Source organism: Streptomyces atratus, assembly GCF_014648655.1.
GTDB lineage: Bacteria > Actinomycetota > Actinomycetes > Streptomycetales > Streptomycetaceae > Streptomyces > Streptomyces atratus.
The window spans coordinates 435,405-461,961 of sequence record NZ_BMRN01000003.1 but is presented as its reverse complement, the minus strand read 5'-3'; the positions used below and the strand labels follow the sequence as shown (position 1 = coordinate 461,961).

The window sequence follows — 26,557 nt, the reverse complement described above, 5'->3', positions numbered from 1 at the left end:
GATGGGCGTGGCCCTCCCGACGGGCAGGAGGGCCACGGTGGTGCTGCTGCAGATGGTCTCTACTTCAGATGGTCCGGTCCGAACGCCTGCGGCAGCATCTCGTCGAGCGTGCGCAAGCCGTCCGGCGTCTCCAGGATCAGCTCCGGCCCGCCGAACTCGTACAGCAACTGCCTGCACCTGCCGCACGGCACCAGGATCTCGCCCGCCCCGTCCACACAGGTGAAGTGGGTCAGCCGCCCGCCACCGGTGGCGTGGAGCTGGGAGACCAGGCCGCACTCGGCGCACAGCCCGATGCCGTACGAGGCGTTCTCGACGTTGCAGCCGGACACCGTCCGGCCGTCGTCGACGCGGGCCGCGGCGCCGACCGGATAGTGCGAGTAGGGAACGTACGCACGTGTCATGACGGACCGTGCGGCGCTACGCAGCGCCGCCCAGTCGACCTCCGCGGCGGCCGTCACTTGCCCTGGCCCTTCCGGTAGCGCATGCCGTCCGCCTTCGGCATCCGCAGCCGCTGGGCGGAGAGCGAGAGGACGAGCAGCGTGACGATGTACGGGGTGGCGCTCACGAACTCGGTGGGCACCGTGTCCGTGGCGAGGTACCAGACCAGCACCGCGGCGGCGATGACCGCGCTGACCGCGCCCTGGACGAAGCTCTTGCGGTAGAGCTTCCAGGCGGCGAGCACGGCCAGCACGACCACGAGCAGCAGGAGCAGCGCGTGGACGGACTCGCCTCCGTTGCGCAGTTGGAGCGCGTCGGCGAAGCCGAACAGGCCGGCGCCCATGGCGAGCCCGCCGGGCCGCCAGTTGCCGAAGATCATCGCGGCGAGACCGATGTATCCGCGGCCGCCGGTCTGGCCCTCGTTGTAGATGTGCGAGGTGACGAGCGAGAGGAAGGCACCGCCGAGGCCGGCCATGCCGCCGGAGACGATCACCGCGATGTACTTGTAGCGGTAGACGTTCACACCGAGCGACTCGGCGGCGACCGGGTTCTCGCCGCAGGAGCGCAGCCGCAGCCCGAACGAGGTCTTCCACAGCACGAAGAACGTGAGGACGAAGAGGACCACGGCCAGGATCGTCAGCAGCGACACATTGGTGACCAGGCCGCCGATGACGCCGGCCAGGTCGGAGACGAAGAACCAGTGGTGCTTCTCGATGGAGTGCAGCCAGTCGGAGAGGCCCGGGATCGTCACCGAGGTGATGTCGTCGGCCGGCGGGGACTGCTTGGGGCTGCCGCCCTTGGCCGCCGCCTCGCCCGAGTTGAACCAGAGCTTGGCGAAGTAGGTGGTGAAGCCGAGCGCCAGGATGTTGATGGCGATACCGGAGATGATGTGGTCGACGCCGAAGGTGACGGTCGCTACGGCGTGCAGCAGCCCGCCGAGCGCCCCGCCGATGACGCCGGCCAGTACGCCGAGCCACGGGTTGGTCTGCCAGCCGGCCCAGGCACCGAAGAAGGTGCCCAGGATCATCATGCCTTCGAGGCCGATGTTGACCACACCGGCCCGCTCGGCCCACAGGCCGCCGAGACCGGCGAGCCCGATCGGCACGGCCATCGCGAGCGCCGCGCTGATCTGCCCGGCCGAGGTGACGTCCTGGGCGCCGGTGATGGCGCGTACCGCGGACAGCGCGAGCAGCGCGCCCGCGACGATCAGCAGAACGACGGGGAAGGAGAGGCGGGTGCGGCCGCCCTTGCCACCGGAGACCTTGGGGGCCGCGGGCGGCGGGGTGGAAGTCGCCGTGGCGGTCACGCCGACACCTCCTGCTGGTCGGAGTTACGGGCGGCCTGTGCGGCGAGTTCCGCGCCGACCTTGCTCTGCTGGCGCTTGAGTCCGTAGCGACGGACGACTTCGTAGGCGATGACGACGCACAGGACGATGACGCCCTGGATGACGCCGACGATCTCCTTGTCGTACCCCTCGAACTCGAGCTTTCCGGTACCGCGCTCCAGGAAGCCCCAGAGCAGCGCGCCGAGCGCGATGCCGATGGGGTGGTTACGGCCGAGGAGGGCGATGGCGATGCCGGTGAAGCCGATGCCGATGGGGAAGTCGCCGCTGTACTCGTAGCTGTCGTTGAGCAGCGTCGGCATACCGACCAGGCCGGCCACCGCGCCGGAGATCAGCATCGACGTGACGACCATCTTCTTCACATCGACACCGCTGGCCTCGGCCGCGGAGCCGGACTGGCCGACCGTACGCAGATCGAAGCCGAACCGGGTGCGCGAGAGCGTGAACCAGTAGGCCATGCCCGCGACGACCGCGACCACGATGAAGCCCCAGACGGGCGACGGGGTGGTCGGGAACTCGAAGAAGTGCGAGGACTCCGGGAGCGGAGTGGTGGAGATCTTCGTGCCGGCCTCGTCGAGGTGACCGAGGCGGCCCTGCTGGAGCAGATAGCCGATGATGGCGGTCGCGATGGCGTTCAGCATGATCGTCGAGACGACCTCGCTGACGCCCCGGGTGACCTTGAGAACACCGGCGATCCCGGCCCACATCGCACCGACGATCATCGCGGTGAGGATGATCAGCGGGATCTGGAGGGCGCCCGGCAGGGTCAGCGCGCCACCGACGGCGGCGGCGAAGAAGGCGGCGAGGCGGTACTGGCCGTCGACGCCGATGTTGAAGAGGTTCATCCGGAAGCCGACGGCCACCGCGAGACCCGCGAGGTAGTACGTCGTCGCCTTGTTCAGGATGTAGACCTGGCTGTCCGACTTCATCCCGTAGTCGAACATGATGCCGAAGGCGCTGAACGGCTCCTTGCCGGTGGCGGCCAGCACGAGTGCGGTCACCAGGAAGGCGACCACGATCGCGAGTACGGGGGCCGCGATCCCCAGGAGCAGCCGCTCCTTGTCGATCTTCTTCATCGGTCCTCTCCCCCGTTCCGGGGGTCGGTGTCGGTGCTTTCGGCACCGGAGTCGTCCGGCTCAGGTGTCTCGTCCGGCGCTTCGAGGTGGCCGGTGGCCGCGCCCGTCATCGCCGAGCCGAGCTCTTCCGGAGTGATGGTCGCCGGGTCGGCGTCCGCCACCAGACGGCCTCTGTACATGACGCGCAGGGTGTCGGAGAGCCCGATCAGCTCGTCCAGGTCGGCGGAGATCAGCAGCACCGCCAGTCCTTCGCGGCGTGCCTCGCGGATCTGGTCCCAGATCTGCGCCTGGGCTCCGACGTCCACGCCCCGGGTGGGGTGCGCGGCGATCAGGAGCTTCGGGTCGTGGCTCATCTCGCGGCCGACGATCAGCTTCTGCTGGTTGCCGCCGGAGAGGGAGGCCGCGGTGACCTCGATACCAGGGGTGCGGACGTCGTACTCGCGCACGATCCGCTCGGTGTCGGCGCGGGCGGCCTTGAGGTCGAGGAACGCACCCTTGCTGTTGGGGCGTTCGGTGACATGGCCGAGGATGCGGTTCTCCCAGAGCGGGGCCTCCAGCAGCAGTCCGTGCCGGTGACGGTCCTCGGGAATGACGGCCATGCCGTCCTCGCGGCGCTTGCGTGTCGGCGTGCGGGAGATGTCGACGCCGTCGAGGGTGAGTACGCCGGTGTCGAGGTGGCGCATGCCCATGATCGCGTCGACCAGTTCGGACTGGCCGTTGCCCTCGACGCCCGCGATGCCGAGGACCTCGCCCTTGTGAATGGTGAAGCCGATGCCGTCGAGCACCGAACGCACCACGCCGTCCGGGTCGGTGGCGGTCAGCCGCAGCCCTTCGACGGTCAGCATCGGGATGTCGGTGACGGTCGACTCGCGGGTCTCCGGGGACGGGAGTTCGCTGCCGACCATCAGCTCGGCGAGCTGCTTGGTCGTGGTGCGCTTCGGGTCGGCGGTGCCCACCGTCGTACCGCGCCGGATGACGGTGATCTCGTCGGCGACCGACAGCACCTCGCCCAGCTTGTGCGAGATGAAGATGACGGTCAGGCCCTCGGCCTTGAGCTCGCGCAGGTTGTCGAAGAGCGCGTCGACCTCCTGCGGTACGAGGACGGCGGTGGGCTCATCGAGGATCAGGGTGCGGGCGCCTCGGTAGAGGACCTTGAGGATCTCCACGCGCTGCCGGTCGGCGACCCCGAGGTCCTCGACCATGGCGTCCGGGCGGACACCGAGACCGTAGGCGTCGGAGATCTCCTTGATCTTGGCGCGGGCCCGGTCGCCGATCCCGTGCAGCTTCTCGGAGCCGAGGACGACGTTCTCCAGGACCGTGAGGTAGTCGGCGAGCATGAAGTGCTGGTGCACCATGCCGATACCTCGGTCGATGGCGTCGCCGGGGTTGTGGAACGAGACCTGCTCGCCGTCCACCGCGATGGTGCCCTCGTCCGGCTTCTGCATGCCGTACAGGATCTTCATCAGAGTGGACTTGCCGGCGCCGTTCTCGCCGACGAGAGCGTGGACGGTGCCGCGGCGCACGGTGATGTCGATGTCGTGGTTGGCCACGACTCCGGGGAACCGCTTGGTGATGCCGCGGAGCTCCACGGCATGAGGACTGCTGGACGCGTTGATGACGCACTCTCCTTGGCAGGAGCGGAGGGCGGAGGCGATGGGACGGAGGCGGTGGGGGCGAAAAAAGGTACCGCGCCCGGCGGACGCTACGCGCGTAGCGCCGCCGAATCGTTGGCCACCTGATGACAGGTGGCGGACAGTGTGCGTACGGCTACCGCGGATGCGAGGGAAGCCGTACGTGAATCGGGGCCCGCGCGAAGCCGAAGCGGCTCACCCGGGCCCCGATCGACGGGTCGGATCAGGTCGTGGTCTTGACCGTGATGGAGCCGTCGACGATCTTCTTCTTCGCCGCGTCCAGCTGGGCCTGGATGTCCTTGAGGTGGTCACCCGTGGTGGTCAGGCTGACGCCGCCCTTGGCCAGGGAGTACGCCTGCGTGCCCGTCACCGGCTTGCCGTCCTTGACGGACTTGACCAGGTCGAAGACGCCGGTGTCGACGTTCTTGACGACGGAGGTCATGATCGTGTCCTTGTACTTCGACAGCGCCGGGTCGAGCGCCTGGTCGGAGTCGACGCCGATGGACCAGGCGCCCTTCTTGCCGGCGACGGCCTCGATCGAACCGGCACCCGAGCCGCCCGCGGCAGCGAAGATGACGTCCGCACCCTTGTCGAGCATGCCCTTGGCGGCTTCCTTGCCCTTGTCGGGGCTGCCGAAGCCGGACAGGTCCGAACCGGTGGACAGGTACTGGATCTGCACCTTGGCCTTCGGCTTCGTGTCCAGGACACCCTGCTGGAAGCCCGCGGCGAACTTCTTGATCAGCGGAAGGTCCACACCGCCGATGAAGCCGACCTGGCCGTCCTTCGACTTCAGCGCGGCGGCGACACCGGCGAGGTAGGAGCCCTGCTCCTCGGTGAAGACGATGCTGTCGACGTTCTTCGCGGTGGCGACCGAGTCGACGAGACCGAAGCTGACCTTCGGGTACTTGGCCGCGATCTTGTCGACCGCGTCCTTGTACGCGAACCCGACCGCTATGACCGGGTTGTAGCCGCCCTCGGCGAGCGACTCCAGACGCTGCTCACGGTCGGCGGGGGTCTCACCGTTCTTGGCGGTGAGCTCCTTCGTCTCGGCACTGAACTCGGACTTGGCCTTGTCCAGACCACGCGCGGCGGAGTCGTTGAACGAGTTGTCGCCACGGCCGCCCACGTCGTAGGCCATGCCGATCTTCATCTTGCCCTTGTCGGAGCCGGAGCTCTCGGTGGACGACTCGCCACACGCGGTGGCGGTGAGCGCGAGAGCCGCAGTGACAGCACACGCAGCGGTGATCTTGGATACCCGGCGCAAGGGAAGGCTCCTTCAAACCTGACCGAAGCGCCTCTTCCGGCGCTGGTTTCGCGGCGATCGTAACGCGCGTAGATGTCAGATAAAGCCCTGTACGGAAGCCGTTATCGGATCGTCGCGAACGGGGGGTGACCTGTCCGGTTACGGATGGTTGCCGTCGAGCAACGCGGAGGCAGTGAAGAGCTCCACAGCAACCGTGATCGCCTCCTCGTTCGCGTCGAAATCACCGCGATGCAGGTCGAGCCGGGCAGTGTCGCCGGGGGTACGGACCCCGAGCCGGGCCATGGCCCCGGGGACGTGCTCCAGGTACCAGGAGAAGTCCTCGCCGCCCAGACTCTGTTCGGTGTCCTCGATCGCATACGAACCGCGGCGGGCGGTCATCGCCTCGGCGAGCAGATCGATCACGGCGGCGTCGTTCACGACGGGCGGGACGCCCCGGACGTAGTTGATCACCGTCTTGGCGCCGTGCATCCCGGCCACCTCGTCGATGGCGGCGTGCACCAGGTCGGGGGCCTCCCGCCAGGCGGCCAGCTCCAGACAGCGGACGGTGCCCGACAGCTCCGCGTGCTGCGGGATCACATTGCAGGCGTGACCGGCCTCCAGCCGCCCCCAGGTGACGGCGAGCCCGGCCCGTGCGTCGACCCGGCGGGCCAGCAGCGCGGGCACCTCGGTGGCGACCTTGGCGGCGGCGGTGACCAGGTCGGTGGTCAGGTGCGGGCGGGCGGTGTGGCCGCCCGGACCGTCGAGCGACACCTCCAGCCGGTCGCAGGCCGAGGTGATCGCCCCGACCCGCAGCCCGATCCGCCCCACGTCCACCTTCGGGTCGCAGTGCACCCCGATGATCCGCCCGACGCCCTCCAGCGCCCCGGACAGGATCGTGTCGGGCGCCCCGCCGGGCAGTACCTCCTCGGCCGGCTGGAAGATCAGCCGTACGGGGTTCGGGAGCAGCCCCCGCCGGTCGAGCTCGGCGAGCACCAGCCCGGCGCCGAGGACCGAGGTGGTGTGGATGTCGTGCCCGCAGGCATGCGCCCGGTCGGGGACGGTGGAGCGGTACGGGACGCCCGCCTTGGTGTCCGGGATGGGCAATGCGTCGATGTCCGCGCGCAGAGCGAGCATGGGCCGCGGGTCGCCGCTCCGGCTTCCCACGTCACAGATGAGCCCCGTCCCCGTGTCGAGCACCCGGGGTTCGAGCCCCGCCTTCTCCAGCCGGGCCTTGATGGCCGCGGTGGTACGGAACTCCTGGTTGCCCAGCTCGGGGTGCATGTGCAAGTCGCGACGGAAGGCGATCAGTTCGGCACGCAAGGGCTCGGGCAGGGTGCCGGGCAGCGCCTCGTCCCCGGGCAGCTGGGCATCGGAATCGCGGGACATCAACTGGTTCACCTGGTGAAGAGTAAGGCCCTTGACCCCTCAACTGGCCACAGATCAACAAAAGTTCAGCCGCATAGACGAACAAAATGTGGCGTCGGAGCGTGTGGCGTGAGATGGAGGTGGGTAAACTCACCCATTTTCTACTGGCTGCGGCGCACCGGCAGCAGCGCCAGGCCGATGCACAGGGCACCGATCGGCAGCAGATCCAGGTTCATGGCCGTCAGCACGACCCCGGCCAGTACCGCGACGGGAGCCCACGCCCGGACCAGGTCCCGGCGGAAGAACGCAAGCAGGGTGATGAGGGCCAGCAGTCCGAACCAGAACAGCAACGGCACCACCGTGTAGACCAACGGCATCACACCGGGCACGCCCTGCACCCGGTCGAACATCTCGCTCATGGCCTGCTTGTCCGCCGCTACGAACGCGACCGCCAGGTCGATCACCGCCTGGACCGCCACCGCCGCCGCCCCGACCAGCCCGGCCCAGGCCGCCACCTCGACGGCGACCCGCCTGCCGCCACGCACCACGGCGGTCTTCCGCAGCCCCAGGAACACCGGCACGAACGCGAGCACCCCGGCCAGGAACAGAAGGTGCGCCAGCGTCCACCACACACCGGGCCCGTAATCGCTGACGGCGCGCCCGACCAGCCGCACCACCCCGTACCCCGCCATCAGGACCGGCCCCGCGAGGAGGGCCGTTCCCAGCGTCACCCCGGCCACACCATCCGTACCGGCTGTTGCATGCTGTCGCTCCGCCGCCATCCGCATCGTCGTCATGCGTCGATGCTCGTGCCCGGCGGACCCTTCCCACTATCAGGGCTTACCCCCAACGAACCCTGGGTGTAAGCCACTTACGAGTCAGGGTGATCCATCACGACCTGCTCGGGCTTGCGTACGGCATCGGCACCGACCGCCACCCCCGACCCGGCAGGCAAGAGCCGTCACCGACGCACGCCTCCGGATCGCGGGGGACACTTGGTCCAGTGGTTGGTCCACCCGCCGATCCGTCCCTGCGAGGCAGCCGTGGAAGCAGCTCGTCAGTACAACGTCCATGAGGCCAAGACCCACCTCTCGCGCATCCTGGAACAGGTGGCCACAGGCGAGGAAGTGGTGATCTCCAAAGCGGGAGAACCGGCGTCCGAGGTCGTGCCGCTCCATGCCCGGGTGAAGCGGACCGGGCGCGGCTCACTCAAGGGACAGATCCACATCAGGGAGGACTTCGACGACCTGCCGGACGACCTTGCCGACGCCTTCGGGATGCGCTGAGGAAGATGCTGCTCGACACCCCTGTCGTCCTGTGGTGGCTCGACGACTCCGCCGAGCTCACCGACGAGATCAAACACCTGCTGGACACGGAGCCCTCGGTCTTCGCCAGCGCGGTCACCCCGTAGGAGATCGCGATCAAGCAGTCCCTCGGAAAGCTCGAAGGTCCCGAGGACCTGGCTGAACGGGCACGGGACAGCCAGTTCACCTCGCTTCCGATCACCTCGGGACACGGCGTGCGGGCGGGCAGACTGCCCGCACATCACCGCGATCCGTTCGACCGGATACTGATCGCACAGGCCCGGACCGAGGGTATGACTGTCCTGACCCGCGACAAGTGGATCCCCTCCTACGACGTGCAGGTCATGCCCGTCTGAGGACTTTGCGCCCTTCGCCTCGGTGCGGGCCAGGGCGGGAGCAGCGTGTGGACGACCGTGGCAGGCCCTGCTTTCGTCGATACGTCCTTGTTCAGCGGTGACGTCACGCCAGGTCGCCTTCCCGCGCGCCTACAGGGACGCCCCGTGCCAGGGGTGTCCGCCTGATGCGTCCTATGCCTCTGTCACTGCCGTGGCGCGCCACGGGGCCAGCCGTTGCACGTCGCGAGCCGTCTCCGTCACCCCCGACAGGAATCCCTGGGCGCGCGGGGATGCCGTGTCGCGGAGCCATTCCGGGGCGATGTCGCAGACCGCGACCTTGACGTCCGTGCCGACGAGGGCGAGGGGCAGGGTGTGGACGACCGTGGAGGGGAAGCTCAGGACCGTACGGCCGATGGGTCCGCGGCGGGCGATGAGTTCCAGGGGGAGGTCGGGGCGGACGATCTCCAGGCCGGTGGCGGCCTCCAGGGCGTGGAGCTTGTCGGTGGACTCGCGGCGGTGCGCGAAGTAGCGGGTGGCCCCATGGGTGCGGGCCAGGGCCGCGACGGCCTCCAGGTACTGGGCCTGGTCGACCACGCCCGTCTCGACGAGCGAGGTGCCGACCAGGTCCGCGCCCTTGGTGAGCAGCGGCGGGCCGAAGCGGGCCCGGGTCCAGGCGAAGGTGTTGGGAGTGACGGTGACGCCGGGCGGAGCCTCGACCGGCATCGCCGTGAAGACCTCGACCGTACGGGTGGCGGACGGGGTGAAGCGGCTGCGGGCGCGGGCCGTGACCGGGGCCAGGACCAGTTCGCGCGGGCCCGAGCTGCCCTTGCGGTGCCAGCGCACCAGGCGTTCGCCGCGCGCGAGCTGGGCGACGAACTCCATGGTGGCCGTGCCGTCGTCGACCACGGTGAGGCGGCGGGCCCGGACCATGGTGAGCAGGAGTTGTACGTACCGGGAGAACGGGTCTCCGATGACGACGTGTTCCGCCCTGCGGACGAGTCCGGACAGGTCTCGCAGGCTCTTCAGGGGTGCGCCGGCACCGCCGCGCGCCTCCTGCCAGCGGACGTTGACGCCCTCGTCGCGGGCCAGCTCCGCCATCCGGCGCAGCTGGCCGCGCGACATCGGGTCGACCGGGGGGAGGACGACGACCGTGACGTCCGTGAGGACATGGTCGTCGCCTCCCTCTGTGTAGGCCCACTCCAGGACGTTCAGGAGCTGGACCGGGCTCTCGACGAAGGCGAGGTTCACCGGTCGGCCCGTCAGACCGCGACCGGCTCGGCGGCCGGGGCCGCCTCGGCGCTCTCGGCGACGACGCCCGCGACCCGGCGGAGCTTCTTCATCGGGCCGAGCTCGGACTCGTACACCTTCTTGATGCCGTCGCCGAGCGAGGCCTCGATGGTGCGGATGTCGCGGACGAGGCGGGTGAGGCCCTGCGGCTCGACGGAGGCGGCCTGGTCGGAGCCCCACATGGCGCGGTCGAGGGTGATGTGGCGCTCGACGAACGCGGCGCCGAGGGCGACGGCGGCGAGGGTCGTCTGGAGGCCGGTCTCGTGGCCGCTGTAGCCGATCGGGACGTTGGGGTACTCCTGCTGGAGGGTGTTGATGACCCGGAGGTTCAGCTCCTCGGCCTTGGCCGGGTACGTCGAAGTGGCGTGGCAGAGAAGGATGTTGTTCGATCCCAGGACCTCGACCGCGTGGCGGATCTGGCGCGGGGTCGACATGCCGGTGGAGAGGATGATCGTGCGGCCGGTCGCCCTCAGGGCACGCAGGAGTTCGTCGTCGGTGAGGGAGGCCGAGGCCACCTTGTGGGCGGGGACGTCGAACTTCTCCAGGAAGGCGACGGCCTCGGTGTCCCACGGGGAGGCGAACCAGTCGATGCCGCGCCTGGCGCAGTGCTCGGAGATGGCCTGGTACTCGGCCTCGCCGAACTCGACGCGGTGGCGGTAGTCGATGTAGGTCATCCGGCCCCAGGGGGTGTCGCGCTCGATGTCCCACTGGTCGCGCGGGGTGCAGATCTCCGGGGTGCGCTTCTGGAACTTGACGGCGTCGCAGCCGGCTTCGGCCGCCACGTCGATCAGCGCGAGGGCGTTGTCGAGGTCGCCGTTGTGGTTGATGCCGATCTCGCCGGTGACGTAGACGGGCCGGCCCGGGCCTGCGGTGCGGGTGCCGAGGGTGCGCAGACGGGAGGTGCTCATGAGGTGCGTTCCTTACTTGGGGGACTGGGGGGGGTGCTTGGGGGGTGAGTTACTTGGGGGACTGGGTGGGAGCTGTGGTCGAGAGGGTGGGGCCCAGCAGCCAGGCCGCGATCTCGCGGATGGCGCCGAAGCCGCCGGGGGTGGTCGTGACGGCGCGTGCCGCGGCGCGTACCGAGTCATGGGCGCTCGCGACCGCGACGGGCCAGCCGGCCAGCGCGAAGCACGGCAGGTCGTTGACGTCGTTGCCGACGTAGAGGACACGTTCCGGGGCGATGGACTGTTCGTCGCACCACTGCTTGAGCGCCAGGTCCTTGCGGTCGATGCCGTGCAGGACCGGGATGCGGAGCTTGTGGGCGCGGGCCGCGACGACCGGGTTCTGTTCCGTGGAGAGGATCAGCAGCGGCATTCCGGCCTTGCGCAGGGCCGCGATGCCCAGGCCGTCGCCGCGGTGTACGGCGACGATCTCGCGTCCGTCGGCGTCGATGAGGACCCGGTCGTCGGTCTGCGTGCCGTCGAAGTCGAGGACGACCGCGTCGATGTCGTCCCGGGTGGGCAGCGGTGAGGGGTCCAGGAGCGGCGCGAGGGCGCGGGCGCGGGCCAGGTCGTGCGGGTCGTCGATCTCCAGGACCCGGGCGGCGTCGGTGCGCACCAGGGCGGTGTGGCCGAAGAAGCGGTGGCGGTGGACACGGAAGCCCGCGGCGTTCATGGCGTACGCGGTGCCGGTCTCCAGCAGGTCCTCCGGGCGGTCCTGGCGCATCTGCCGGACGGACTTGTCGTGGTTGACGCCGTGGTTGTCCTCCTCCAGCGCACTGCCGTCGCGCCAGAGGAAGCCGTGGAACGGGGCCACCGTGACCGCCGTGTCGGCGCCGTCGCGGGCGACGGCCGCGGCGACGCCGTCGATGTCCTCCCGCACGACGAAGGGGCTGGTGCACTGGACCAGCAGCACCACGTCGGCCTTCCGGTCGTGCATCGCCTCGTACGCGTCCAGGGCGTGCAGCACCGCGTCCTCGCTGCTCGACTTGTCCCCCGCGATGGCCGCCGGACGCTGGACGATGTGCACCCGCTCCGGGGCGCCCAGCGTGTCGCCGGCGGCGCGGGCCGCGTCGGCGATGGCGGCGTCGTCGGTGGTCACGACGACGTCCGTGACCTCACGGGAGGCCAGGCAGGCGCGTACGGCACGGGCGACCAGCGGTACGCCGCCGACCTGGGCGAGGTTCTTGGCCGGGACGCCCTTGGATCCGCCGCGGGCGGGGATCACGGCGAGCACGGTGGGCGGCGTCATCGCTGCTCCTGGTGTCGTGGTGGAAGTGGAGGTGTTCACAGCTCGCCCATCCGCCGGATGACGGGGGCGACCCGCTGGACGCCCTGGCGGTACGCGCCGCGCGCCGCTTCCCGGACCGCGTCACGGACCGCGCCGCGCACTCCGCTGACCTCGCGGGGCCGTTCGGCTCCCGGCAGCGGGTGGCCGTCGGGGGCGAGGTGGTGGCGGGCGAGGATGCCGGGGAGGTAGCCGGGGGCGGTGGCGGGTGTGTAGTACGGGGCGAGGTCGGGCAGGCGGGCGGCGGCGAGCAGGGCTTCGACGCGTGCGCGGGCGTTGTCGTAGGCCGTGGCGTACGTGCCGTCGGCGGCGACGCCCTGGCCGGCCAGCCATGCGCCGTCGGGCTCCGGGCGGTGGCCGCCGTCCAGGTGGTCCCAGGAGGTGAGCAGTCCGGAGCCGATGAAGTGGTGGTTGCCGAGGGCCTCGCGGACGCCCAGGTCGGTGAGGATCGCGGTCGGGATGCGCCGGTGCAGGGACTCCAGCGCGGCGGTCGAGGAGACCGTGACCAGCAGGTCGGTGCGGTCCAGGACCTCGCCCATGTGCCCGTACACCAGACGGAAGTTGGGCGGAAGTCCGCCGGGCAGCTTCTCCGCGAGCCGCTGGTACGGGAGTTCCTCGATGTGCGTGGTGTGCTCGCCTGGCTTGGAGCGCAGCTTCAGCAGCACCTCGCGGTCCGGGTGCAGCCTGGCGTGCTCGACGAGCCTGCGCAGCAGATACGTACGGTCGGCGCGGGAGGCCGGTACGGAGGGCTGGGCGGCGAAGACGACCGTGTCGCGGCCCTCCTGCGGGCGGTGCGGCTCGCCGCCGAGGAACGGCAGCGCGGCCTCGGTGACGGCCGAGGCATCGGCGCCCACTCCCTCGTACACCGTGCGGAAACGCTCCGCGTCGTGGCGGGAGTTGGCGAGGACGACATCCGCGCCATGTCGCAGCAGCAGTCCGTCGGCGAGCTTCTCGTAGACGACGCCGACATAGCCGGTGACGACGACGGGCCTGGCGGGCAGCCGCAGCGCGGCGAGGCCGTGCAGCATCGCCTGGACGGCTCCCCCGACGAGAGCGAGTACGACGACGTCGTATCCCTCGTCCCGGACCGTGTGCAGGAATTCGACGGCCGTCACCTCACGCACCCGGTCGGCATCGATACCGACATCGCCGACCTCGGCGAGCTGGCGCGGGGTCGGGGTGGCCCGGCCGCGCAGCAGCAGTCCGCTGATCTCGACGCGCTGCGCCGACGTCCCGGACGCGTCGATGGTGAGGCGGCGCGCGGTGAGCGCGCCCCATTTCCAGCGGGTGTCGGAGTCGGCGAGTACGGCTACCCGGAGGGCGGTCGTCTTTTCGGTACGTGGGGGCACGTCCCAGAACTTAGGAAGGCATTTCGATTCGCAGCCCAACGTGACGGCAACAGATGGTTAACAGACCACCGACGGTTGGCTAATCGACTCACAAAATGGCCGGGCAACCCACGTATTCACGCCGGTTCACTATCCCCACATGCGTCGTTCACCCGCAGTCTTTTTCCGGGACAAGGTAAATGCCGAACCCGCCCTTAGCGTGACGCGGGTGGTTAAGCTCTCCGTCATCGTGCCGTTCTACAACGTGCAGACATATGCCCCCGACACCCTCAGAAGCCTGCGTGCCAATGCGCGCGAGGACTTCGAGTTCATCCTCGTCGACGATGCCTCGACCGACGGGACCGCGGACATCCTGCGCCGGGCGCGGGACGAGATCCCGGGGGTGGTCCTGAGACAGCACGAGCACAACCAGGGGCTGGCGACCGCCCGCAACACGGGTCTCGACGCGTCGAGCGGCCGGTACGTCACATTCCTCGACGGCGACGACTGGCTGGCTCCCGGACACTGCGCCGCCCTGGTCGACGCGATGGACCGTCTGGATTGCGACTTCGTACGGACCGACCACGTGCAGTGCACCGCCAAGGCACGCACCGTGCGCCGGGTGCCCCACGGCCTGCGCGACGTGCCGATGCGTCCGCGCGACGCGATTCTCCCGGTCGGCCGCACCACCTCCGTCGACTACCCGTTCGCCTGGGCCGGTGCCTATCACCGCCGCCTGGTCGAGCGCGGTCTGATCCACTTCACGGACGGGCTGCGCACCGCCGAGGACCGGCCGTGGATCTGGCGGCTGCACCGGGAGGCGGAGTCGTTCGCCGCGGTCGGGCTGCTCGGCGTGTTCTACCGGCGCGGTGTCGCCTCCTCACTCACCCAGATCGGCGACATCCGGCAGCTCGATTTCATCCGCGCGTTCGATCAGGTGCTGGAAGAGACCGCGCAGGATCCGGAGGCCGACGCGCTGCTGCCGAAGGCCGTACGCACCTACTGCGCGATCATCTCCCACCACCTGGCGGGGATCTCCAAATTCGAACCGGCCGTGGCCCGCCGCCTTCTCACCATGAGTGCGGCCGCGCTGCACCGTATGCCGCAGAACATTCTGGAAGAGACGATCAATTCCATGGGTACCGACAGGTCCGCCCGACTGCGGCGGCTGCGCCGCCGGCCCTTCGCAGGTGCGGGGGCCACCGCATGACCACCCAGATCTTCTGCGCGTCCACCCTCTACGGTGCGGCCACCGTGGCCGCGGCCATCGACGCGGGCCTGGTCCGGCCCGCGGACCGGCGCATCCTGCTGATCAGCAACAACGCCGCCGTCCCCGAGGTCGCACCGGCGCTCGACACGATGCCGGGCTTCGAGGCGCTGCGCGGCCGGTTCGACGACGTTCTCTCCTGGAACGCGGCGATCGAACCGTTCCATCCGTCGGGCTGGTCCCCACGGCCCGAGGACGTCCCGCTCTGGGAACGCCATCTGCGCAGGCTGTGGGGGCTCGGCGACGACGACGTCGAGTTCACCGTCGAATCCATCCAGGTCAACCCGGCTCTCGCCGTCACCGGGATCTTCATGGGCGCGGCCGTGGATGTGTACGCGGACGGGCTGATGAGCTACGGGCCCACCCGGATCAAGCTCGATCCGCTGCTCGGTACACGCGTGCGCCGGCTTCTCCACCTCGATCTGGTGCCGGGTCTGAAGCCCTTGTTGCTGACGGAGTTCGGCGTGGAGTCGCAGATCATCCCCGGTGACACCTTCCGCAGGGTCCTCGGGGAAGTCGGAGCGGTCTCGCCCGCGCCGAAGGTCCCGTACGACAGTCCGGCGCTCCTTCTCGGCCAGTACCTCTCGGCGCTGGAGATCCTCACGACGGAGGAGGAAGAGGAACTCCATCTGCGGATGCTGCGTGGCGCCGCGGCGCTCGGGCACCGGAGAATCGTCTTCAAGCCCCATCCGACGGCACCCGCCCGCTGGTCCCGTCTCCTGGAGTCCGAGGCCGGACGGCTCGGTGTGGAACTCACCGTTCTCGACGTGCCGGTGCTCGCCGAGACGCTGTACGAGCAGCTGCGCCCGGCAGTCGTCGTGGGCTGCTTCTCCACCGCGCTCTTCACCGCCCGGCAGCTGTACGGTCTGGACACCGCCCGCACCGGGACGGGAGCGTTGCTGAAGCGCCTGACCCCGCTCCAGAACAGCAATCGTGTACCGGCGGTTCTCGCCCACACCCTGCTGCCCGAACTCGAAACGGGGCGCACCCGGACGCCTGGGGATCCGGGCCGGCTCGTGACCACCCTCGGGTTCATGATGCAGCCGCGGATCTACCCGCATCTGAGGCCGGACGCCGCCGCGTATCTCGAGGACGGCGTCACACCGGACGAGCAGCAGTTCTTCTCCCGTCGCAAACTGACGGTGCTCGGGCTCCCCGGTGGTCTGCCCGGCAGACTCGCCACGCTCTCGCGCAATCCGGCCCTGCGGCGGACGGCGCGCCGTGCTCGCCGGCTGGGGCGGGCCGTACTGCGCTGACGAGGGCCGCTCGCCCGGATTCCGGGCGAGCGGCCGGCCGCACCCACGGCCTTGATGCCACGCCGAGAATGCCAAGAGGGCCGTACCAGCCACGTCGACGATCGACGGAAAATCCGATTGCCATTCATTGCGGCGAGCGGAGGCACCGTTCCCCCGGCCGTCGCACGGCGCATTCGCCGCTCCCTTTTCCTTATCGGGGGAAATTCCCCTCGGGCATGCGGGAAATCCACCGCGCGTTCACCGCCGCACATGTCCGGATCACGATCACCGAAAAGAACACCCGTTGTGGACTCAGCACCGGCTCTGCGATCGTGCTCGGCGTCAGTCAGGATTCCCGTGTGACATGCGGGCGCACGCGGCGCGTCGGCCCTCCGGGGCCCGCGCCGCGTGCGGTCGTCCTGGCCCGGCGGCTCAGCCGAGCATCCGGCTCATCCCGAGCCGCGCCCACAGCAGGCCCGCACCGAACGCCAGCAACGTCGTCGCCGCGGTCACCGCGACGACCAGGGCAGCGGCCACCGGCAACGTCAGGTCGGCGGAGACGAACAGGTCGGTGAGCACGCCGAGGATCAGGACGTGGACCATGTAGGCGCCGAAGGAGGCGTCGGCCAGCCGGGTCAGGAGGGGGCGCAGCCCTTCGGGAACCGTCAGCCGGTGCAGGGTGAGCAGCACACCGGCGCTGAACAGGGCCACCAGCACACTGGCGTACGGAATCGCGTAGTGGACCTTGTGCTGGTACGCGATCACCGCAGCCAGCGCCGCCGCCGTCGGCAGCAGCCACAGCAGGCGCCGCTTCCCGACGACTGCGGCGGGCAGCGCGAACAGGAGCGCGCCGAGCACCGCGTAGATCAACTGGTACGGGCCGAAGCCCCAGCCGAAACGCGGCACGTCCCAGCCCGTGACCGAGGAGAGGTCACCGAAGAGCGACGGTGCCGCGGCCAGGACCAGGAGCGCCGCGCCCAGGCCCCACGGGCGCTTGCCCGACTTCACCATCGTCGCGAAGGCCAGGAGCATGATCACGGGAATGTAGGCGTACAGGTACCAGAGGTGGTAGGCGGGACGCACCGAGGCGAAGACCGAGTCGAGTGCCAGGTCACCGACCGGATCGTCATTGGTGCCGCGCCAGCGGCCCCACGCCAGGTACACCGCCGTCCACACGGCGAGCGGCAGCGCGATGCGGACAATGCGCTGCCGCAGCCTCGCACCGTCCTTCGGCGGGGCGCCGACGAGGACGACCCACCCGGCAATCGCGAAGAACAGGGGCACGGCGAATCGGCCCGCCGAGTCCGCCGCCAGCCCTGCCCAGTAGGTGCCCGAGCCGCCCGACGGCTTGCGGCCCACGGCGTTCACGAACGCGGAGCCCGTATGGCAGAGGATCACACCGACCGAGCAGAGCAGTCTGATGAGATCGATGTCGTAACGGTGCTCGCGGCGTGGGCGGGCCTCCTGAGCCTCTTCGGCCTGTGGGTCCGCTGGTGCCGCTGAGGGCGAGGAGGCCGGTGCTCCGGCCGGGGAGACGGTGGATGACATGGTCTTCGAAGGCTATGAACGCACCGCCGCCCGGGGAACTCCGGCGAGGTGAACAGTCACTTCCTGCGGATGGCGCGGAGGTGAAGGACGCGTGCCCGCTGAGCAGCCGTCACCGACTCAGGGTGCTGCGGGTGCGCCGCACCGTCCGGCGCAGTCGGGCCGCGGTGCCCTCGGCGCTGCCACCGGGCAGGGAGAGCTTGCCGAGTCGGCGGCGCTTGAAGTAGCGCTGGGTGCTGACGTCCAGCCGGTCCCGCAGCCAGTCCTCCGCCTCACCGCGCAGTTCCGGGTGGAGTTCGGACTGCATGCAGTAGCCGACCGTGCGGACGAGGGGGCCCAGGGTCGCCGGTGAGCTGGGCGGCAGTGCGGGGACGTCACCGCCGCCCTGGTCCTCCAGATCGGGCACGAGGTGGTCGACGATCGTCAGCGGAATGCGGTTGCTGTTCTCGTACGGGGCGAGGCGGTCCAGCACCCGGCCCGTGCCGACGCGGGCGACGGGAATGCCGTAGTACGCCGCGGCGGTGAGCATGGCGGTCGAGAAGCAGCCGACGACGAGTGCGGGTGCGCACCTCTCGAAGAGGGTCTCCGCCAGCAGGGGTGTGTCCATCGTGACGAGCCGGACCCCGGCCTCGACGGCGGCGCGGTCCAAGGCGTCGGAGTAGCGGGCGGGGGCGGTGGGATGGGGCTTGAAGAGGATGGACGTGTGGCCGGCCCGGGCGGCCCCGCGCAGCATACGGATGTGCAGGTCCTCCTCCTCTTCGGCGGTGAGGATGTCGAGGGCGGCCAGGTACTGGCCCAGGAGTACGGCGGTGGGGGCCTGCTCCACCGCCTCGGTGAGCTGCGGGTCGCCGTCCGTCGCCCCGGCTATCTCACCGAGGACCTTGCGGAAGGCGTCCGCCGGCACGAGTTCGGGCTCCACGTCGAATTCGGACAGGAGCATGGGCCTGAGCCCGGGCACCAGGTCGAGGTGGAGCACGCGCTGGACGCGGCAGCCCATCGTCTGGGGCAGCTTGGTGCGGGTCGGCCCATAGCTCATGAGGCCGTCCGCGTAGACGTGCAGGGTGCTCTCGGAGAAGATCGCCCCGAGTGCGCGGGCCGGGTCGACCTGGATGGATTCCAGAACCAGTTCGACGGGTTCCTCACCCAGTCCCCAGGCGAGCCGGAGTGCGCGCTGCCACAGCACGACGTCCTCGGCACGCGGACCCCAGGCGCCCGGGTGGTACGGGCGGATCGCTTCGTTCCAGCTGACGACGGAGTCGAAACGGGCAGCGATGCGGTCGTAGCCGAGCATCGCGTCCAGCCCGGCGGCCGTCTCCGGTACCGGGGCGTTGTTGCACACCAGCAGGATCCGGCGGCTCTGCGCCGGTGGTCCGAACTGGCCGGCGTCGAGCGCGGCAGCGAGCGTGGCGGCCCCGTACAGGGTCGACACCTGGAAGATCTGGGTGCGCGTAGGCATGGGTCAGGCGGCCTTCTGCTTGTCACGCAGGCGTCGGAGCAAAGTGCTGCGCTTCGTGTCCATCGTCATCAGGGTGTGGTCCAGTACGTGCTGGGGCATGCGGTGCAGCGCGGCGATCGACTCCCGTCTCAGGCTGCGGGCGGTGCCGGCCTCGTATTCGCCCGTCTTCTCGCTGTGGAAGGCGATCAGCGCGCAGTACGTACGGACCGCCTTGGGCAGGAGGAGTTCCGCGTCCCGGTCCTGCGCCAACTCCTCCAGCAGGGTGTCGTACGCGGGGAAGAAGTCCAGTTGGCGGGAGTCCTTGATCTGGGTCAGCGAGGTGGTGACACCGCGCCGGTAGAAGATCCCGTGGAGCCCCAGGACCGCGCAGGTACGTGCCCGCAGATGCAGCCGCCAGGTCCACAACCGGTCCTCGGCTGTGCGCAGGGCGGAGTCGAAGCGCAGGGCACCGTCCTCGAAGAGCCGTCGGTGGTAGAGCCCGGCCCAGACGAAGGGGTAGTCGACCATCGTCTCCATCGTCGAGTACGCGATCCCCGCCCGCGGGTCCGTCGCCCTGTCCCGCACCCGGGCGGGGGCGCGGCGGATCACCCGGCTGGTGCCCGTCGCCTGGACGTGGTCGTTGCGGACGAAGTCGACGCCCAGTTCCTCCGCTGCTTCCAGGAGCCGCGCCAGGTGCTCGGGGGCGTACCAGTCGTCGCCGTCGAGAAAGGTGAGGAACTCACCGCTCGCCGCCTCGATTCCGCTGTTGCGTGCGGCGGCGATCCCCACGTTCGTGTCGTGCCGGATGACCCGGGCCTGCGGGAGTCTCGCGGCCCAGCGGTCGATGACGGACGGCGTCTCATCCGTGGAACAGTCGTCGACCAGCAGGAATTCGACGTCCCCGGCCGCATTGCGGGCAAGACTGCCCAGCGTGGTGTCGGCATACGGGGCGACATTGTGGAGCGGTACGACAACGGACAGTTTCGGCACGCCGGCCCTCGCCTTCGATCTTGTAGCCGCTCAACGTAATCAGCCCCGTCGAGGAGGAAGCAGCCACCGGGGCGACGGATGGTGAACGCTGGACGACACTCACGTGACGCCTGGCGCGACGGCTGGCTGATCCGCGGAGTGGGGGCGAGGCCGAGAGGGTGACGCCGTACCTGGCCCCGCTCGGCGTCGCCGCGGTCACACGCTGCTGAGCGAGAGCTTCGCCGCGAACCCCAGGAACAGCAGACCGGCCGCCGAAGTGGCTCCCGCCGACAGCCGCTTGCGGCGGCGGAACGCGGCGGACAGGCGGGTGCCGCCGAATATCAGCATCGACAGATAGAGGAAGCTGGCGATCTGCAACAGGGTGCCCAGCACCAGGAAGGACAGCGCCGGATAGGCGTAGCCGGGATCGACGAACTGCACGAAGAACGAGATCAGGAACAGGATCGCCTTCGGGTTGAAGAGGCTGACCACCAGCGCGCGCCGGTACGGCCGCTCCATCGCCCCGGCGGTCTCGGGCCCGGCGGTCTCCTCGGTCAGCTCGGCCACCCGCCGGTGCCGCTCGCGCCACATGGCCACCGCGGCCCGCAGCATGCCGATCGCCAGCCAGGTCAGATAGCCCGCACCCGCGAACTTGACGACGGCAAACAGCACCGGCGTCGTCTGCAACAGCGACGAGGCCCCCAGCGCGGACAGCGTCATCAGCACGGTGTCCCCGGTCCACACCCCGGCCGCCGCCACATAACCGGTACGCACACCGCGCCGGGCGGCGACGGACAGCACGTACAGCGAATTCGGCCCCGGCAGCAGAACGATCAGCACCAGGCCGACGAGATAGGTCGGAAGATCGGTGACACCCAGCATGAGAGGGAGTGTCGCACGTGGGTACGACACTCCGTTCCGGAGGTCCGGAAAGTCGTGGGGTCAGTCCTCGTCGCCGTCCAGGAGGCGGTCCACGGAGAGCTTCATCTCGATGCCGACCACGTCCGGCACGGTGAACGAGGTCCCGCGCTTGTGGGACACCTTGTTCTTGTACTCGCCGCTCCGTGGATCGCTGCAGAGCAGCACCTGGTCATGCTTGCGATCGACCACGACGTAGACCGGAATGCCCGCCTGCGCGTAGTCCTCGACCTTGGGACCGAGGTCGTCGGCCCAGTTGGTCGAGGTCACCTCTACCACCATGCGGAAGGCGTGGGCGGCGTAGCAGTTCTTCATTGCATGGGCGTCCCGAAAGTCTGCCTCGACAACCGACAGATCGGGAATCGCGTAGTCGTCCGGCCCGGTTGGCAGCCACAGACCGACCGCCTGGACGAGCCTGAGCCCCACCGTGCGCGCCTTGGCGCCGAATTCCTCGCCGAGCCAGGACAACGCCAGCGCGTGCGTTCCGTCCGCCGGTGGTGTCACAGTGAGCCTCCCCTGGAGAATCTCCACGCGATGCCCAGGCAGCGAGCGTGCGAGCTGCTCGGCTGCCTCGCCGAGCGCCAGCTCGGGCTGTTCCTGCTCCCGCACCTCGTGCTGTATTACAGCCACGGCATCCTCCTTTCGGGGACCACTGTTCACGAGCTTATCCGTGGCCACGGACATTCGGCGAGAGATCACCCTCACGGGTACACGTCGCCTCAGAACGCGTCCGACGGCACGTAAGCCCCCCACACCCCCCGCAGCGCATTGCAGACCTCGCCCACCGTCGCCCGCGCCGCCAGCGCGTCCTTCATCGGGTACAGGACGTTGTCCGTGCCCTCGGCCGCCTTCTTCAGCCGGCCCAGCGCCTCGTCGACCGCGCCCTGGTCGCGCTCGGCCCGCAGCTTCGCCAGCCGGGCCGCCTGCTGGGCCTCGATCGCGGGGTCGACGCGCAGCGGCTCGTACGGCTCCTCCTCGTCGAGCTGGAAGCGGTTGACGCCGACCACGACACGCTCGGCGCTGTCGGTCTCCAGGGCGATGCGGTACGCACTGCGCTCGATCTCGTTCTTCTGGAAGCCGCGCTCGATCGCGTTGACCGCACCGCCCATGTCCTCGACCTTGAGCATCAGCTCCAGGGCCGCGGCTTCGACATCGTCGGTCATCTTCTCGACGACGTACGAACCCGCGAACGGGTCCACGGTGGCCGTGACGTCCGTCTCGTACGCCAGGACCTGCTGGGTGCGCAGGGCGAGGCGGGCGGACTTGTCGGTCGGCAGGGCGATCGCCTCGTCGAAGGAGTTGGTGTGCAGCGACTGCGTACCGCCGAGGACCGCGGCCAGGCCCTGGACGGCGACGCGCACCAGGTTGACCTCGGGCTGCTGGGCGGTGAGCTGGACGCCCGCCGTCTGGGTGTGGAAGCGCAGCATCAGCGACTTGGGGTTCTTCGCGCCGAACTCCTCCTTCATCACCCTCGCCCAGATCCGGCGGGCGGCGCGGAACTTGGCGACCTCTTCGAGGATCGTCGTACGGGCGACGAAGAAGAAGGAGAGGCGGGGGGCGAAGTCGTCGACGTCCATGCCGGCCGCGACGGCGGTACGTACGTACTCGATGCCGTCCGCGAGGGTGAACGCGATCTCCTGCGCGGGCGAGGCCCCGGCCTCCGCCATGTGGTAGCCGGAGATCGAGATGGTGTTCCACTTCGGGATCTCGGCCCGGCAGTACTTGAAGATGTCGGCGATCAGCCGGAGCGAGGGCCCCGGCGGAAAGATGTACGTGCCGCGGGCGATGTACTCCTTGAGGACATCGTTCTGGATGGTGCCGGTCAGCTTGTCCGCCGGGACGCCCTGCTCCTCTCCGACCAGCTGGTACATGAGGAGCAGCAGCGCGGCGGGCGCGTTGATCGTCATCGAGGTGGAAACCTTGTCGAGCGGGATTCCGCCGAACAGGACCCTCATGTCGTCGATCGAGTCGATCGCCACCCCGACCTTGCCGACCTCGCCGGACGCGATCGCCGCGTCGGAGTCGTGGCCCATCTGGGTGGGCAGGTCGAAGGCGACGGAGAGGCCCATCGTGCCGTTGGCGATCAGCTGCTTGTAGCGGGCGTTGGATTCCGTGGCCGTGCCGAAACCTGCGTACTGACGCATCGTCCACGGCCGGCCGGTGTACATCGACGGGTAGACACCGCGCGTGTAGGGGTAGGCACCCGGCTCTCCCAGCTTGTCGTCGGGGTTCCACCCGTCGAGTGCGTCCGGCCCGTACACCGGCTCGATGGGCAGTCCCGACTCCGACTCGCGCGTCATCTGCTGTGCCTCCCGCTGAAGCTGCTCGGTAAAGCTACTTACTGGTAACCAAGGATCCCCGCGACGGACTGTAGCGGCGGGCGCGAGACCGGTGGAGGTGCACGGGCTGGGACCTTGCTCACAGCCCTCCCTCACGACCCTCGCCGCCGCTCTCCCCATCATGCGCGGGCTTTGGCAACCGGGCAGAGCGGGAATCCGTCCAAGGGGACACCGGAGAAACCCGGAGAATCAGGGGGCCGAGATGATACGCAGCATCACCGGAAGCACGTCACGGCGCAGGGCGCGGGTCAGGACACGGGGTTGGGCGGGGACCACGACCACTGCGGCGCTCGCCGTTCTCGCCATGACCGCCGCGACCGCCGGCTGCAAGGCGCAGCCCGCCGACAGCGCGTCCGCGGCCCCGTCGTCACCGCCCCGGGCCACGGCGACCGATGACGCCAAGCCCCCAGCGGCGCAGTCGCCCTCGCCGGACGCATCCTCGTCGTCCCCGAAGGCCACCGCGACGCCCACGCCGAAGCCGGACCCTCAGGGCACGACGCTGATGGCGAGCGGTTCCGAGGGCAAGCAGGTGCGGGAACTGCAGGCCCGGCTGCGGCAGATCGGCCACTTCGACCGCTCCCCCACCGGCTACTACGGCACCGTGACGGTCGCCGCCGTCCGGTCCTTCCAGGGCAAGCGCGGCCTCTCCCGTACAGGCAGGACGGACACCGTCACCTGGCAGAAGCTGCTCGGCATGACGCACGCGCCGACGGCCGCCGAGCTGAATCCGCCGACCAGCCTGCCCGTAACCAAGCCGGACAAGCGCTGCCTGACGGGCCGGGTACTCTGCATCAGCAAGAACAGCCGGACGCTGTCATGGATGATCGACGGCCGCGTCGTCTCGTCGATGGACGTGCGCTTCGGCTCCCAGTACACGCCGACCCGCGAAGGCACCTTCTCCGTCTACTGGAAGTCACGGCACCATGTGTCGACGATCTACCACACGGCCATGCCGTACGCGATGTTCTTCAGCGGCGGCCAGGCGGTGCACTACTCGGCGGACTTCGCGGCCCGTGGCTACAGCGGCGCCTCGCACGGCTGCGTCAATGTCCGTGACGAGGGAAAGATCGCCTCGCTCTTCGCCCAGGTGAGGACGGGCGACAAGGTCGTCGTCTACGGGTAGGGCCGGTCCGGCCGGAAGGAAAGGGGCGCGGACGGGACCGGGGGAACGTGTCCCGCCCGCGCCAATGCGCTGAGCCGCAGGTACGGGGGGAACCCCGGCTCTGTGCGCTGCCGATGACCAGTCGGCTCACTCTGTACTGCGCCGTGGCCTCGAAAAACGTCACACCTGGTGGTGGACGGCTTGAAAAGGACCGGCACGCACGGCTCTCAGCCGGGCGATCCGACGGCGTCGAGGGACGCCCGGTCCGCTGCCGGCGAGGAGACCGGGTTCGAGGGCGAGGGCGGCGGCGGGTTGGTGAACCGGATCGCCGGGAGCGTGTTGGAGCCGTCGCCGTCCCCGTTCGAATCATCGTCGTCGTTCTGCTCGCCGTCGCTGCCGGGGCTGTTCCGGCCGTCCGTGTCCTTGGCGATCATGCGGTCGCAGAACCGGTCCAGATTGCGGGCGCCCTTCGCCAGCGCTTCGAGATGCCGTCTGCGGTCGTCGTCCAGCTTGCCCTTGCGGTAGTCGCGACAGGCCTTGAGCGCTTTGGCGTACCAGTCGCCGGAGGTGCCGTTCCCGGGGCCGTCGGGCTGCTCGCCGTTCTCGGTGCCGTTCGGGGTTCCGCTCGCGGTGCCGTCGGGCTTCCGGTTGTCGTCACCCTTGCGGTCCTCGCCCTTGCCGGTTCTGCCGTTGTCCCGGTCACCGGTGGGGGCGGAGGGCTCCGCCGGGCGGGTGGCGGGCCCCGTCTCCGGGGAGGCGGGCGGCTGTGCGGACGGGCTCTCGTCGGTGACGGCTCCCGAGCCGAGCTCCTCGGGCGTCGCCGCGGCGGAGACGGAGGTCGCCGGTACGGGGGTGTGCCCGCCGAACGGTCCGGGGAGCATCCCGGTGCTCGCGGCCACGGCCACCCCGCCGAGCGCGCAGCCCGCGAAGGAGGCGACCAGGCCGAAGCGGATGGGCCGACTCCAGCCCAGGGAGCGGGTACGGCCGGAGCCCGCGGAGGAAGAGGGGCGGTGCGGGGCGAAGCCGCCGGAGGCGGGCCGGATGTGCACCGGTTCGAGTATGTCTGCCGGTGCCGGTTCGCCCGTCTTCCCGGCATACCCCTTCACCTGCGGGTTCGCCGCCCGTGCCCGTGCGCGCGCGGATTGCGCGGCGGTGCGGAAGGCGGCCAGCGCCGCGGCCTCGCCCGGCAGTTCGCCGGTGGCCGGGCGGGCGGCCCGTGCGGCGGCGTCCAGCGCTGCCGCGAGCCTTTCCGCTTCTGTACGCGACTGACCGCCCACGGGATCGACCGGTTCGCCGCGGAGCAATCTCTCCGCCGCGTCCTTGTCAAGCCATTCGTAGTGCTCGTCGGCCATCACATGTCCTTCTGCGTCCACGGACGCGAATGCGTCACACCGGCCGGCGCCGCCGAACCGTTGTGGGAGGGGCGCTGGGCGGGCACGGCGTCGAGTTCCGCCGTACGGCCTGCCGTGCTTGTGCGAGGGGCGGGCGAATCCGCCGGATCGCCCGCGGGAACACGGTCCGCGGCGATACCCGCACCGCCTTCGGCACGGCCGTCGCCGCCCTCGCCGTCCCCGTCACCGGGGTGGCCGCCGTCATCGTCCGCGTCGTCCGTGCGCAGCAGTTCGGCCAGCCGCTTCAGTCCCCGGTGCGCCGCGGTGCGTACCGCCCCCGGCCGCTTGCCCAGTGTCAGGGCCGCGCTCTTCGCGTCCAGGCCGACGACCACCCGCAGCACCACGGCCTCGGCCTGGTCCTGGGGCAGCTGGGCGATGAGCGACATCGTGCGGCCGGTGGCCAGGGCCTCCATCGCCTCGTCGGCGGTGTCGGACTCGGCGGGCTTCTCCGACAGCTCCGACTCGTCGCCGCCGATCGCGGGGCGCCTGCCGCGCATCCGCAGATGGTCCAGGGCGCGGTTACGGGCTATCCGTGCCGCCCAGCCGCGGAAGCGGTCGGCGTCGCCGCTGAACCGGTCGAGGTCGCGCGCTATCTGCAGCCAGGACTCGGACGCCACGTCCTCGGCGTCCGGATCCCCCACGAGTGTCCGTATGTAGCCCAGCAGTCGCGGCTGTACAGCGCGGTACACAGTACGGAAGGCGTCTTCGTCCCCGTCCTGCGCCGCGAGCACCGCGGCAGTGAGCTCCGCGTCGTCCCCCAGCACTCCCTCAACCTGTCCTG

23 protein-coding genes and 1 pseudogene are annotated in these 26,557 nt (G+C 69.9%); 5 read left to right on the top strand and 19 right to left on the bottom strand.

The annotated features are described in order from the left end of the window. Positions 1–59: 59 nt before the first annotated feature. The 7 genes from IEZ15_RS07780 to IEZ15_RS07750 all read right to left on the bottom strand — a co-directional run bounded on the left by IEZ15_RS07780 (position 60) and on the right by IEZ15_RS07750 (position 7,892). The gene (locus tag IEZ15_RS07780) at positions 60–458 is read right to left on the bottom strand and encodes a cytidine deaminase (RefSeq protein ID WP_114246244.1); all 399 of its coding nucleotides are present in this window, start codon (positions 456–458) and stop codon (positions 60–62) included. Continuing rightward, positions 455–1,744, bottom strand: coding sequence for an ABC transporter permease (locus IEZ15_RS07775; RefSeq protein WP_114246243.1), 1,290 nt, complete (start codon positions 1,742–1,744; stop codon positions 455–457). Before IEZ15_RS07775 ends, IEZ15_RS07780 begins: the two co-directional genes overlap by 4 nt. Beyond that, the gene (locus tag IEZ15_RS07770; protein ID WP_114246242.1) at positions 1,741–2,856 is read right to left on the bottom strand and encodes an ABC transporter permease; all 1,116 of its coding nucleotides are present in this window, start codon (positions 2,854–2,856) and stop codon (positions 1,741–1,743) included. The genes IEZ15_RS07775 and IEZ15_RS07770 overlap by 4 nt, the downstream gene beginning before the upstream one ends. Then, positions 2,853–4,445 carry an ABC transporter ATP-binding protein gene (locus tag IEZ15_RS07765; protein ID WP_189275237.1) on the bottom strand — a complete coding sequence of 531 codons (1,593 nt, stop codon included), beginning with the start codon at positions 4,443–4,445 and terminating at the stop codon, positions 2,853–2,855. The genes IEZ15_RS07770 and IEZ15_RS07765 overlap by 4 nt, the downstream gene beginning before the upstream one ends. A 265-nt stretch (positions 4,446–4,710) precedes the next feature. Then, the gene (locus IEZ15_RS07760) at positions 4,711–5,751 is read right to left on the bottom strand and encodes a BMP family lipoprotein (RefSeq protein ID WP_114246240.1); all 1,041 of its coding nucleotides are present in this window, start codon (positions 5,749–5,751) and stop codon (positions 4,711–4,713) included. A gap of 138 nt (positions 5,752–5,889) precedes the next feature. Then, positions 5,890–7,116 (bottom strand): amidohydrolase, encoded by a 1,227-nt coding sequence (locus IEZ15_RS07755; protein ID WP_114246239.1) that lies wholly within the window; start codon positions 7,114–7,116, stop codon positions 5,890–5,892. A gap of 140 nt (positions 7,117–7,256) precedes the next feature. After that, entirely contained in the window at positions 7,257–7,892 is a 636-nt protein-coding gene (locus tag IEZ15_RS07750) for a hypothetical protein (protein ID WP_189275235.1), read from the bottom strand. 246 nt (positions 7,893–8,138) lie between these two features. Here IEZ15_RS07750 and IEZ15_RS07745 point away from each other — a divergent pair, with 246 nt between their 5' ends. Both IEZ15_RS07745 and IEZ15_RS07740 read left to right on the top strand, forming a co-directional pair. After that, positions 8,139–8,381: a type II toxin-antitoxin system Phd/YefM family antitoxin gene (locus IEZ15_RS07745; protein ID WP_189275233.1), complete on the top strand. Its 243-nt coding sequence runs from the start codon at positions 8,139–8,141 to the stop codon at positions 8,379–8,381. 5 nt (positions 8,382–8,386) lie between these two features. Next, positions 8,387–8,755, top strand: a pseudogene (locus IEZ15_RS07740) (type II toxin-antitoxin system VapC family toxin). A 171-nt stretch (positions 8,756–8,926) separates the two neighbouring features. Here IEZ15_RS07740 and IEZ15_RS07735 read toward each other — a convergent pair. Genes IEZ15_RS07735 through IEZ15_RS07720 form a run of 4 tightly spaced genes read right to left on the bottom strand, consistent with a single transcriptional unit; the run spans position 8,927 to position 13,596 of the window. Next, complete coding sequence (locus IEZ15_RS07735) at positions 8,927–9,982, bottom strand: hypothetical protein (RefSeq protein ID WP_189275231.1); 1,056 nt, start codon at positions 9,980–9,982, stop codon at positions 8,927–8,929. Positions 9,983–9,993: 11 nt separating this feature from the next. Next, entirely contained in the window at positions 9,994–10,929 is a 936-nt protein-coding gene (locus IEZ15_RS07730) for an N-acetylneuraminate synthase family protein (RefSeq protein WP_114246236.1), read from the bottom strand. Between the two features lie 49 nt (positions 10,930–10,978). Beyond that, positions 10,979–12,211: an acylneuraminate cytidylyltransferase gene (locus IEZ15_RS07725; protein WP_189275229.1), complete on the bottom strand. Its 1,233-nt coding sequence runs from the start codon at positions 12,209–12,211 to the stop codon at positions 10,979–10,981. 35 nt (positions 12,212–12,246) lie between these two features. Beyond that, positions 12,247–13,596 carry a DUF6716 putative glycosyltransferase gene (locus IEZ15_RS07720; RefSeq protein ID WP_189275227.1) on the bottom strand — a complete coding sequence of 450 codons (1,350 nt, stop codon included), beginning with the start codon at positions 13,594–13,596 and terminating at the stop codon, positions 12,247–12,249. Between the two features lie 208 nt (positions 13,597–13,804). Between IEZ15_RS07720 and IEZ15_RS07715 the strand changes: the two genes are divergently transcribed. Together IEZ15_RS07715 and IEZ15_RS07710 are read left to right on the top strand one after the other, a co-directional pair. Further along, complete coding sequence (locus IEZ15_RS07715) at positions 13,805–14,785, top strand: glycosyltransferase family 2 protein (protein ID WP_189275225.1); 981 nt, start codon at positions 13,805–13,807, stop codon at positions 14,783–14,785. Then, positions 14,782–16,098, top strand: a complete 1,317-nt coding sequence (locus IEZ15_RS07710; RefSeq protein WP_189275223.1) for a polysialyltransferase family glycosyltransferase — start codon at positions 14,782–14,784, stop codon at positions 16,096–16,098. Before IEZ15_RS07715 ends, IEZ15_RS07710 begins: the two co-directional genes overlap by 4 nt. Before the next feature lie 411 nt (positions 16,099–16,509). On the opposite strand, the gene IEZ15_RS07705 is transcribed toward IEZ15_RS07710, so the two are convergent. From IEZ15_RS07705 to IEZ15_RS07680, 6 genes are all read right to left on the bottom strand, one after another. Continuing rightward, positions 16,510–17,625: an acyltransferase gene (locus tag IEZ15_RS07705; protein ID WP_189275221.1), complete on the bottom strand. Its 1,116-nt coding sequence runs from the start codon at positions 17,623–17,625 to the stop codon at positions 16,510–16,512. Between the two features lie 109 nt (positions 17,626–17,734). Beyond that, the gene (locus IEZ15_RS07700) at positions 17,735–19,078 is read right to left on the bottom strand and encodes a polysialyltransferase family glycosyltransferase (RefSeq protein WP_189275219.1); all 1,344 of its coding nucleotides are present in this window, start codon (positions 19,076–19,078) and stop codon (positions 17,735–17,737) included. A gap of 3 nt (positions 19,079–19,081) precedes the next feature. Beyond that, the gene (locus tag IEZ15_RS07695) at positions 19,082–20,047 is read right to left on the bottom strand and encodes a glycosyltransferase family 2 protein (protein WP_114246230.1); all 966 of its coding nucleotides are present in this window, start codon (positions 20,045–20,047) and stop codon (positions 19,082–19,084) included. Between the two features lie 195 nt (positions 20,048–20,242). After that, positions 20,243–20,908: a leucine efflux protein LeuE gene (gene leuE / locus IEZ15_RS07690; protein WP_189275217.1), complete on the bottom strand. Its 666-nt coding sequence runs from the start codon at positions 20,906–20,908 to the stop codon at positions 20,243–20,245. A 60-nt stretch (positions 20,909–20,968) separates the two neighbouring features. Beyond that, positions 20,969–21,574: a Uma2 family endonuclease gene (locus IEZ15_RS07685; RefSeq protein WP_189275215.1), complete on the bottom strand. Its 606-nt coding sequence runs from the start codon at positions 21,572–21,574 to the stop codon at positions 20,969–20,971. Between the two features lie 89 nt (positions 21,575–21,663). Then, positions 21,664–23,244 carry an acyl-CoA mutase large subunit family protein gene (locus IEZ15_RS07680; RefSeq protein ID WP_189275213.1) on the bottom strand — a complete coding sequence of 527 codons (1,581 nt, stop codon included), beginning with the start codon at positions 23,242–23,244 and terminating at the stop codon, positions 21,664–21,666. Between the two features lie 343 nt (positions 23,245–23,587). On the opposite strand from IEZ15_RS07680, the gene IEZ15_RS07675 reads away from it, so the two are divergent. Next, on the top strand, positions 23,588–24,406 hold the full coding sequence (locus tag IEZ15_RS07675; protein WP_229845775.1) for a L,D-transpeptidase family protein: 819 nt from the start codon (positions 23,588–23,590) through the stop codon (positions 24,404–24,406). Positions 24,407–24,612: 206 nt separating this feature from the next. Here IEZ15_RS07675 and IEZ15_RS07670 read toward each other — a convergent pair whose 3' ends face one another. Further along, entirely contained in the window at positions 24,613–25,737 is a 1,125-nt protein-coding gene (locus IEZ15_RS07670) for a hypothetical protein (protein WP_189275209.1), read from the bottom strand. Further along, positions 25,737–26,540 carry an RNA polymerase sigma factor gene (locus IEZ15_RS07665; protein ID WP_189275388.1) on the bottom strand — a complete coding sequence of 268 codons (804 nt, stop codon included), beginning with the start codon at positions 26,538–26,540 and terminating at the stop codon, positions 25,737–25,739. Before IEZ15_RS07665 ends, IEZ15_RS07670 begins: the two co-directional genes overlap by 1 nt. Positions 26,541–26,557 lie beyond the last annotated feature (17 nt).

What these genes read in the sequence shown, in the direction of transcription:
- IEZ15_RS07705 (WP_189275221.1), bottom strand. Translation starts at nt 17,625, where the DNA reads ATGTCATCCACCGTCTCCCCGGCCGGAGCACCGGCCTCCTCGCCCTCA.
- IEZ15_RS07710 (WP_189275223.1), top strand. Translation starts at nt 14,782, where the DNA reads ATGACCACCCAGATCTTCTGCGCGTCCACCCTCTACGGTGCGGCCACC.
- IEZ15_RS07670 (WP_189275209.1), bottom strand. Translation starts at nt 25,737, where the DNA reads ATGGCCGACGAGCACTACGAATGGCTTGACAAGGACGCGGCGGAGAGA.
- IEZ15_RS07680 (WP_189275213.1), bottom strand. Translation starts at nt 23,244, where the DNA reads ATGACGCGCGAGTCGGAGTCGGGACTGCCCATCGAGCCGGTGTACGGG.
- IEZ15_RS07770 (WP_114246242.1), bottom strand. Translation starts at nt 2,856, where the DNA reads ATGAAGAAGATCGACAAGGAGCGGCTGCTCCTGGGGATCGCGGCCCCC.
- IEZ15_RS07730 (WP_114246236.1), bottom strand. Translation starts at nt 10,929, where the DNA reads ATGAGCACCTCCCGTCTGCGCACCCTCGGCACCCGCACCGCAGGCCCG.
- leuE (WP_189275217.1), bottom strand. Translation starts at nt 20,908, where the DNA reads ATGCTGGGTGTCACCGATCTTCCGACCTATCTCGTCGGCCTGGTGCTG.
- IEZ15_RS07725 (WP_189275229.1), bottom strand. Translation starts at nt 12,211, where the DNA reads ATGACGCCGCCCACCGTGCTCGCCGTGATCCCCGCCCGCGGCGGATCC.
- IEZ15_RS07675 (WP_229845775.1), top strand. Translation starts at nt 23,588, where the DNA reads ATGACCGCCGCGACCGCCGGCTGCAAGGCGCAGCCCGCCGACAGCGCG.
- IEZ15_RS07755 (WP_114246239.1), bottom strand. Translation starts at nt 7,116, where the DNA reads ATGTCCCGCGATTCCGATGCCCAGCTGCCCGGGGACGAGGCGCTGCCC.
- IEZ15_RS07700 (WP_189275219.1), bottom strand. Translation starts at nt 19,078, where the DNA reads ATGCCTACGCGCACCCAGATCTTCCAGGTGTCGACCCTGTACGGGGCC.
- IEZ15_RS07750 (WP_189275235.1), bottom strand. Translation starts at nt 7,892, where the DNA reads ATGACGACGATGCGGATGGCGGCGGAGCGACAGCATGCAACAGCCGGT.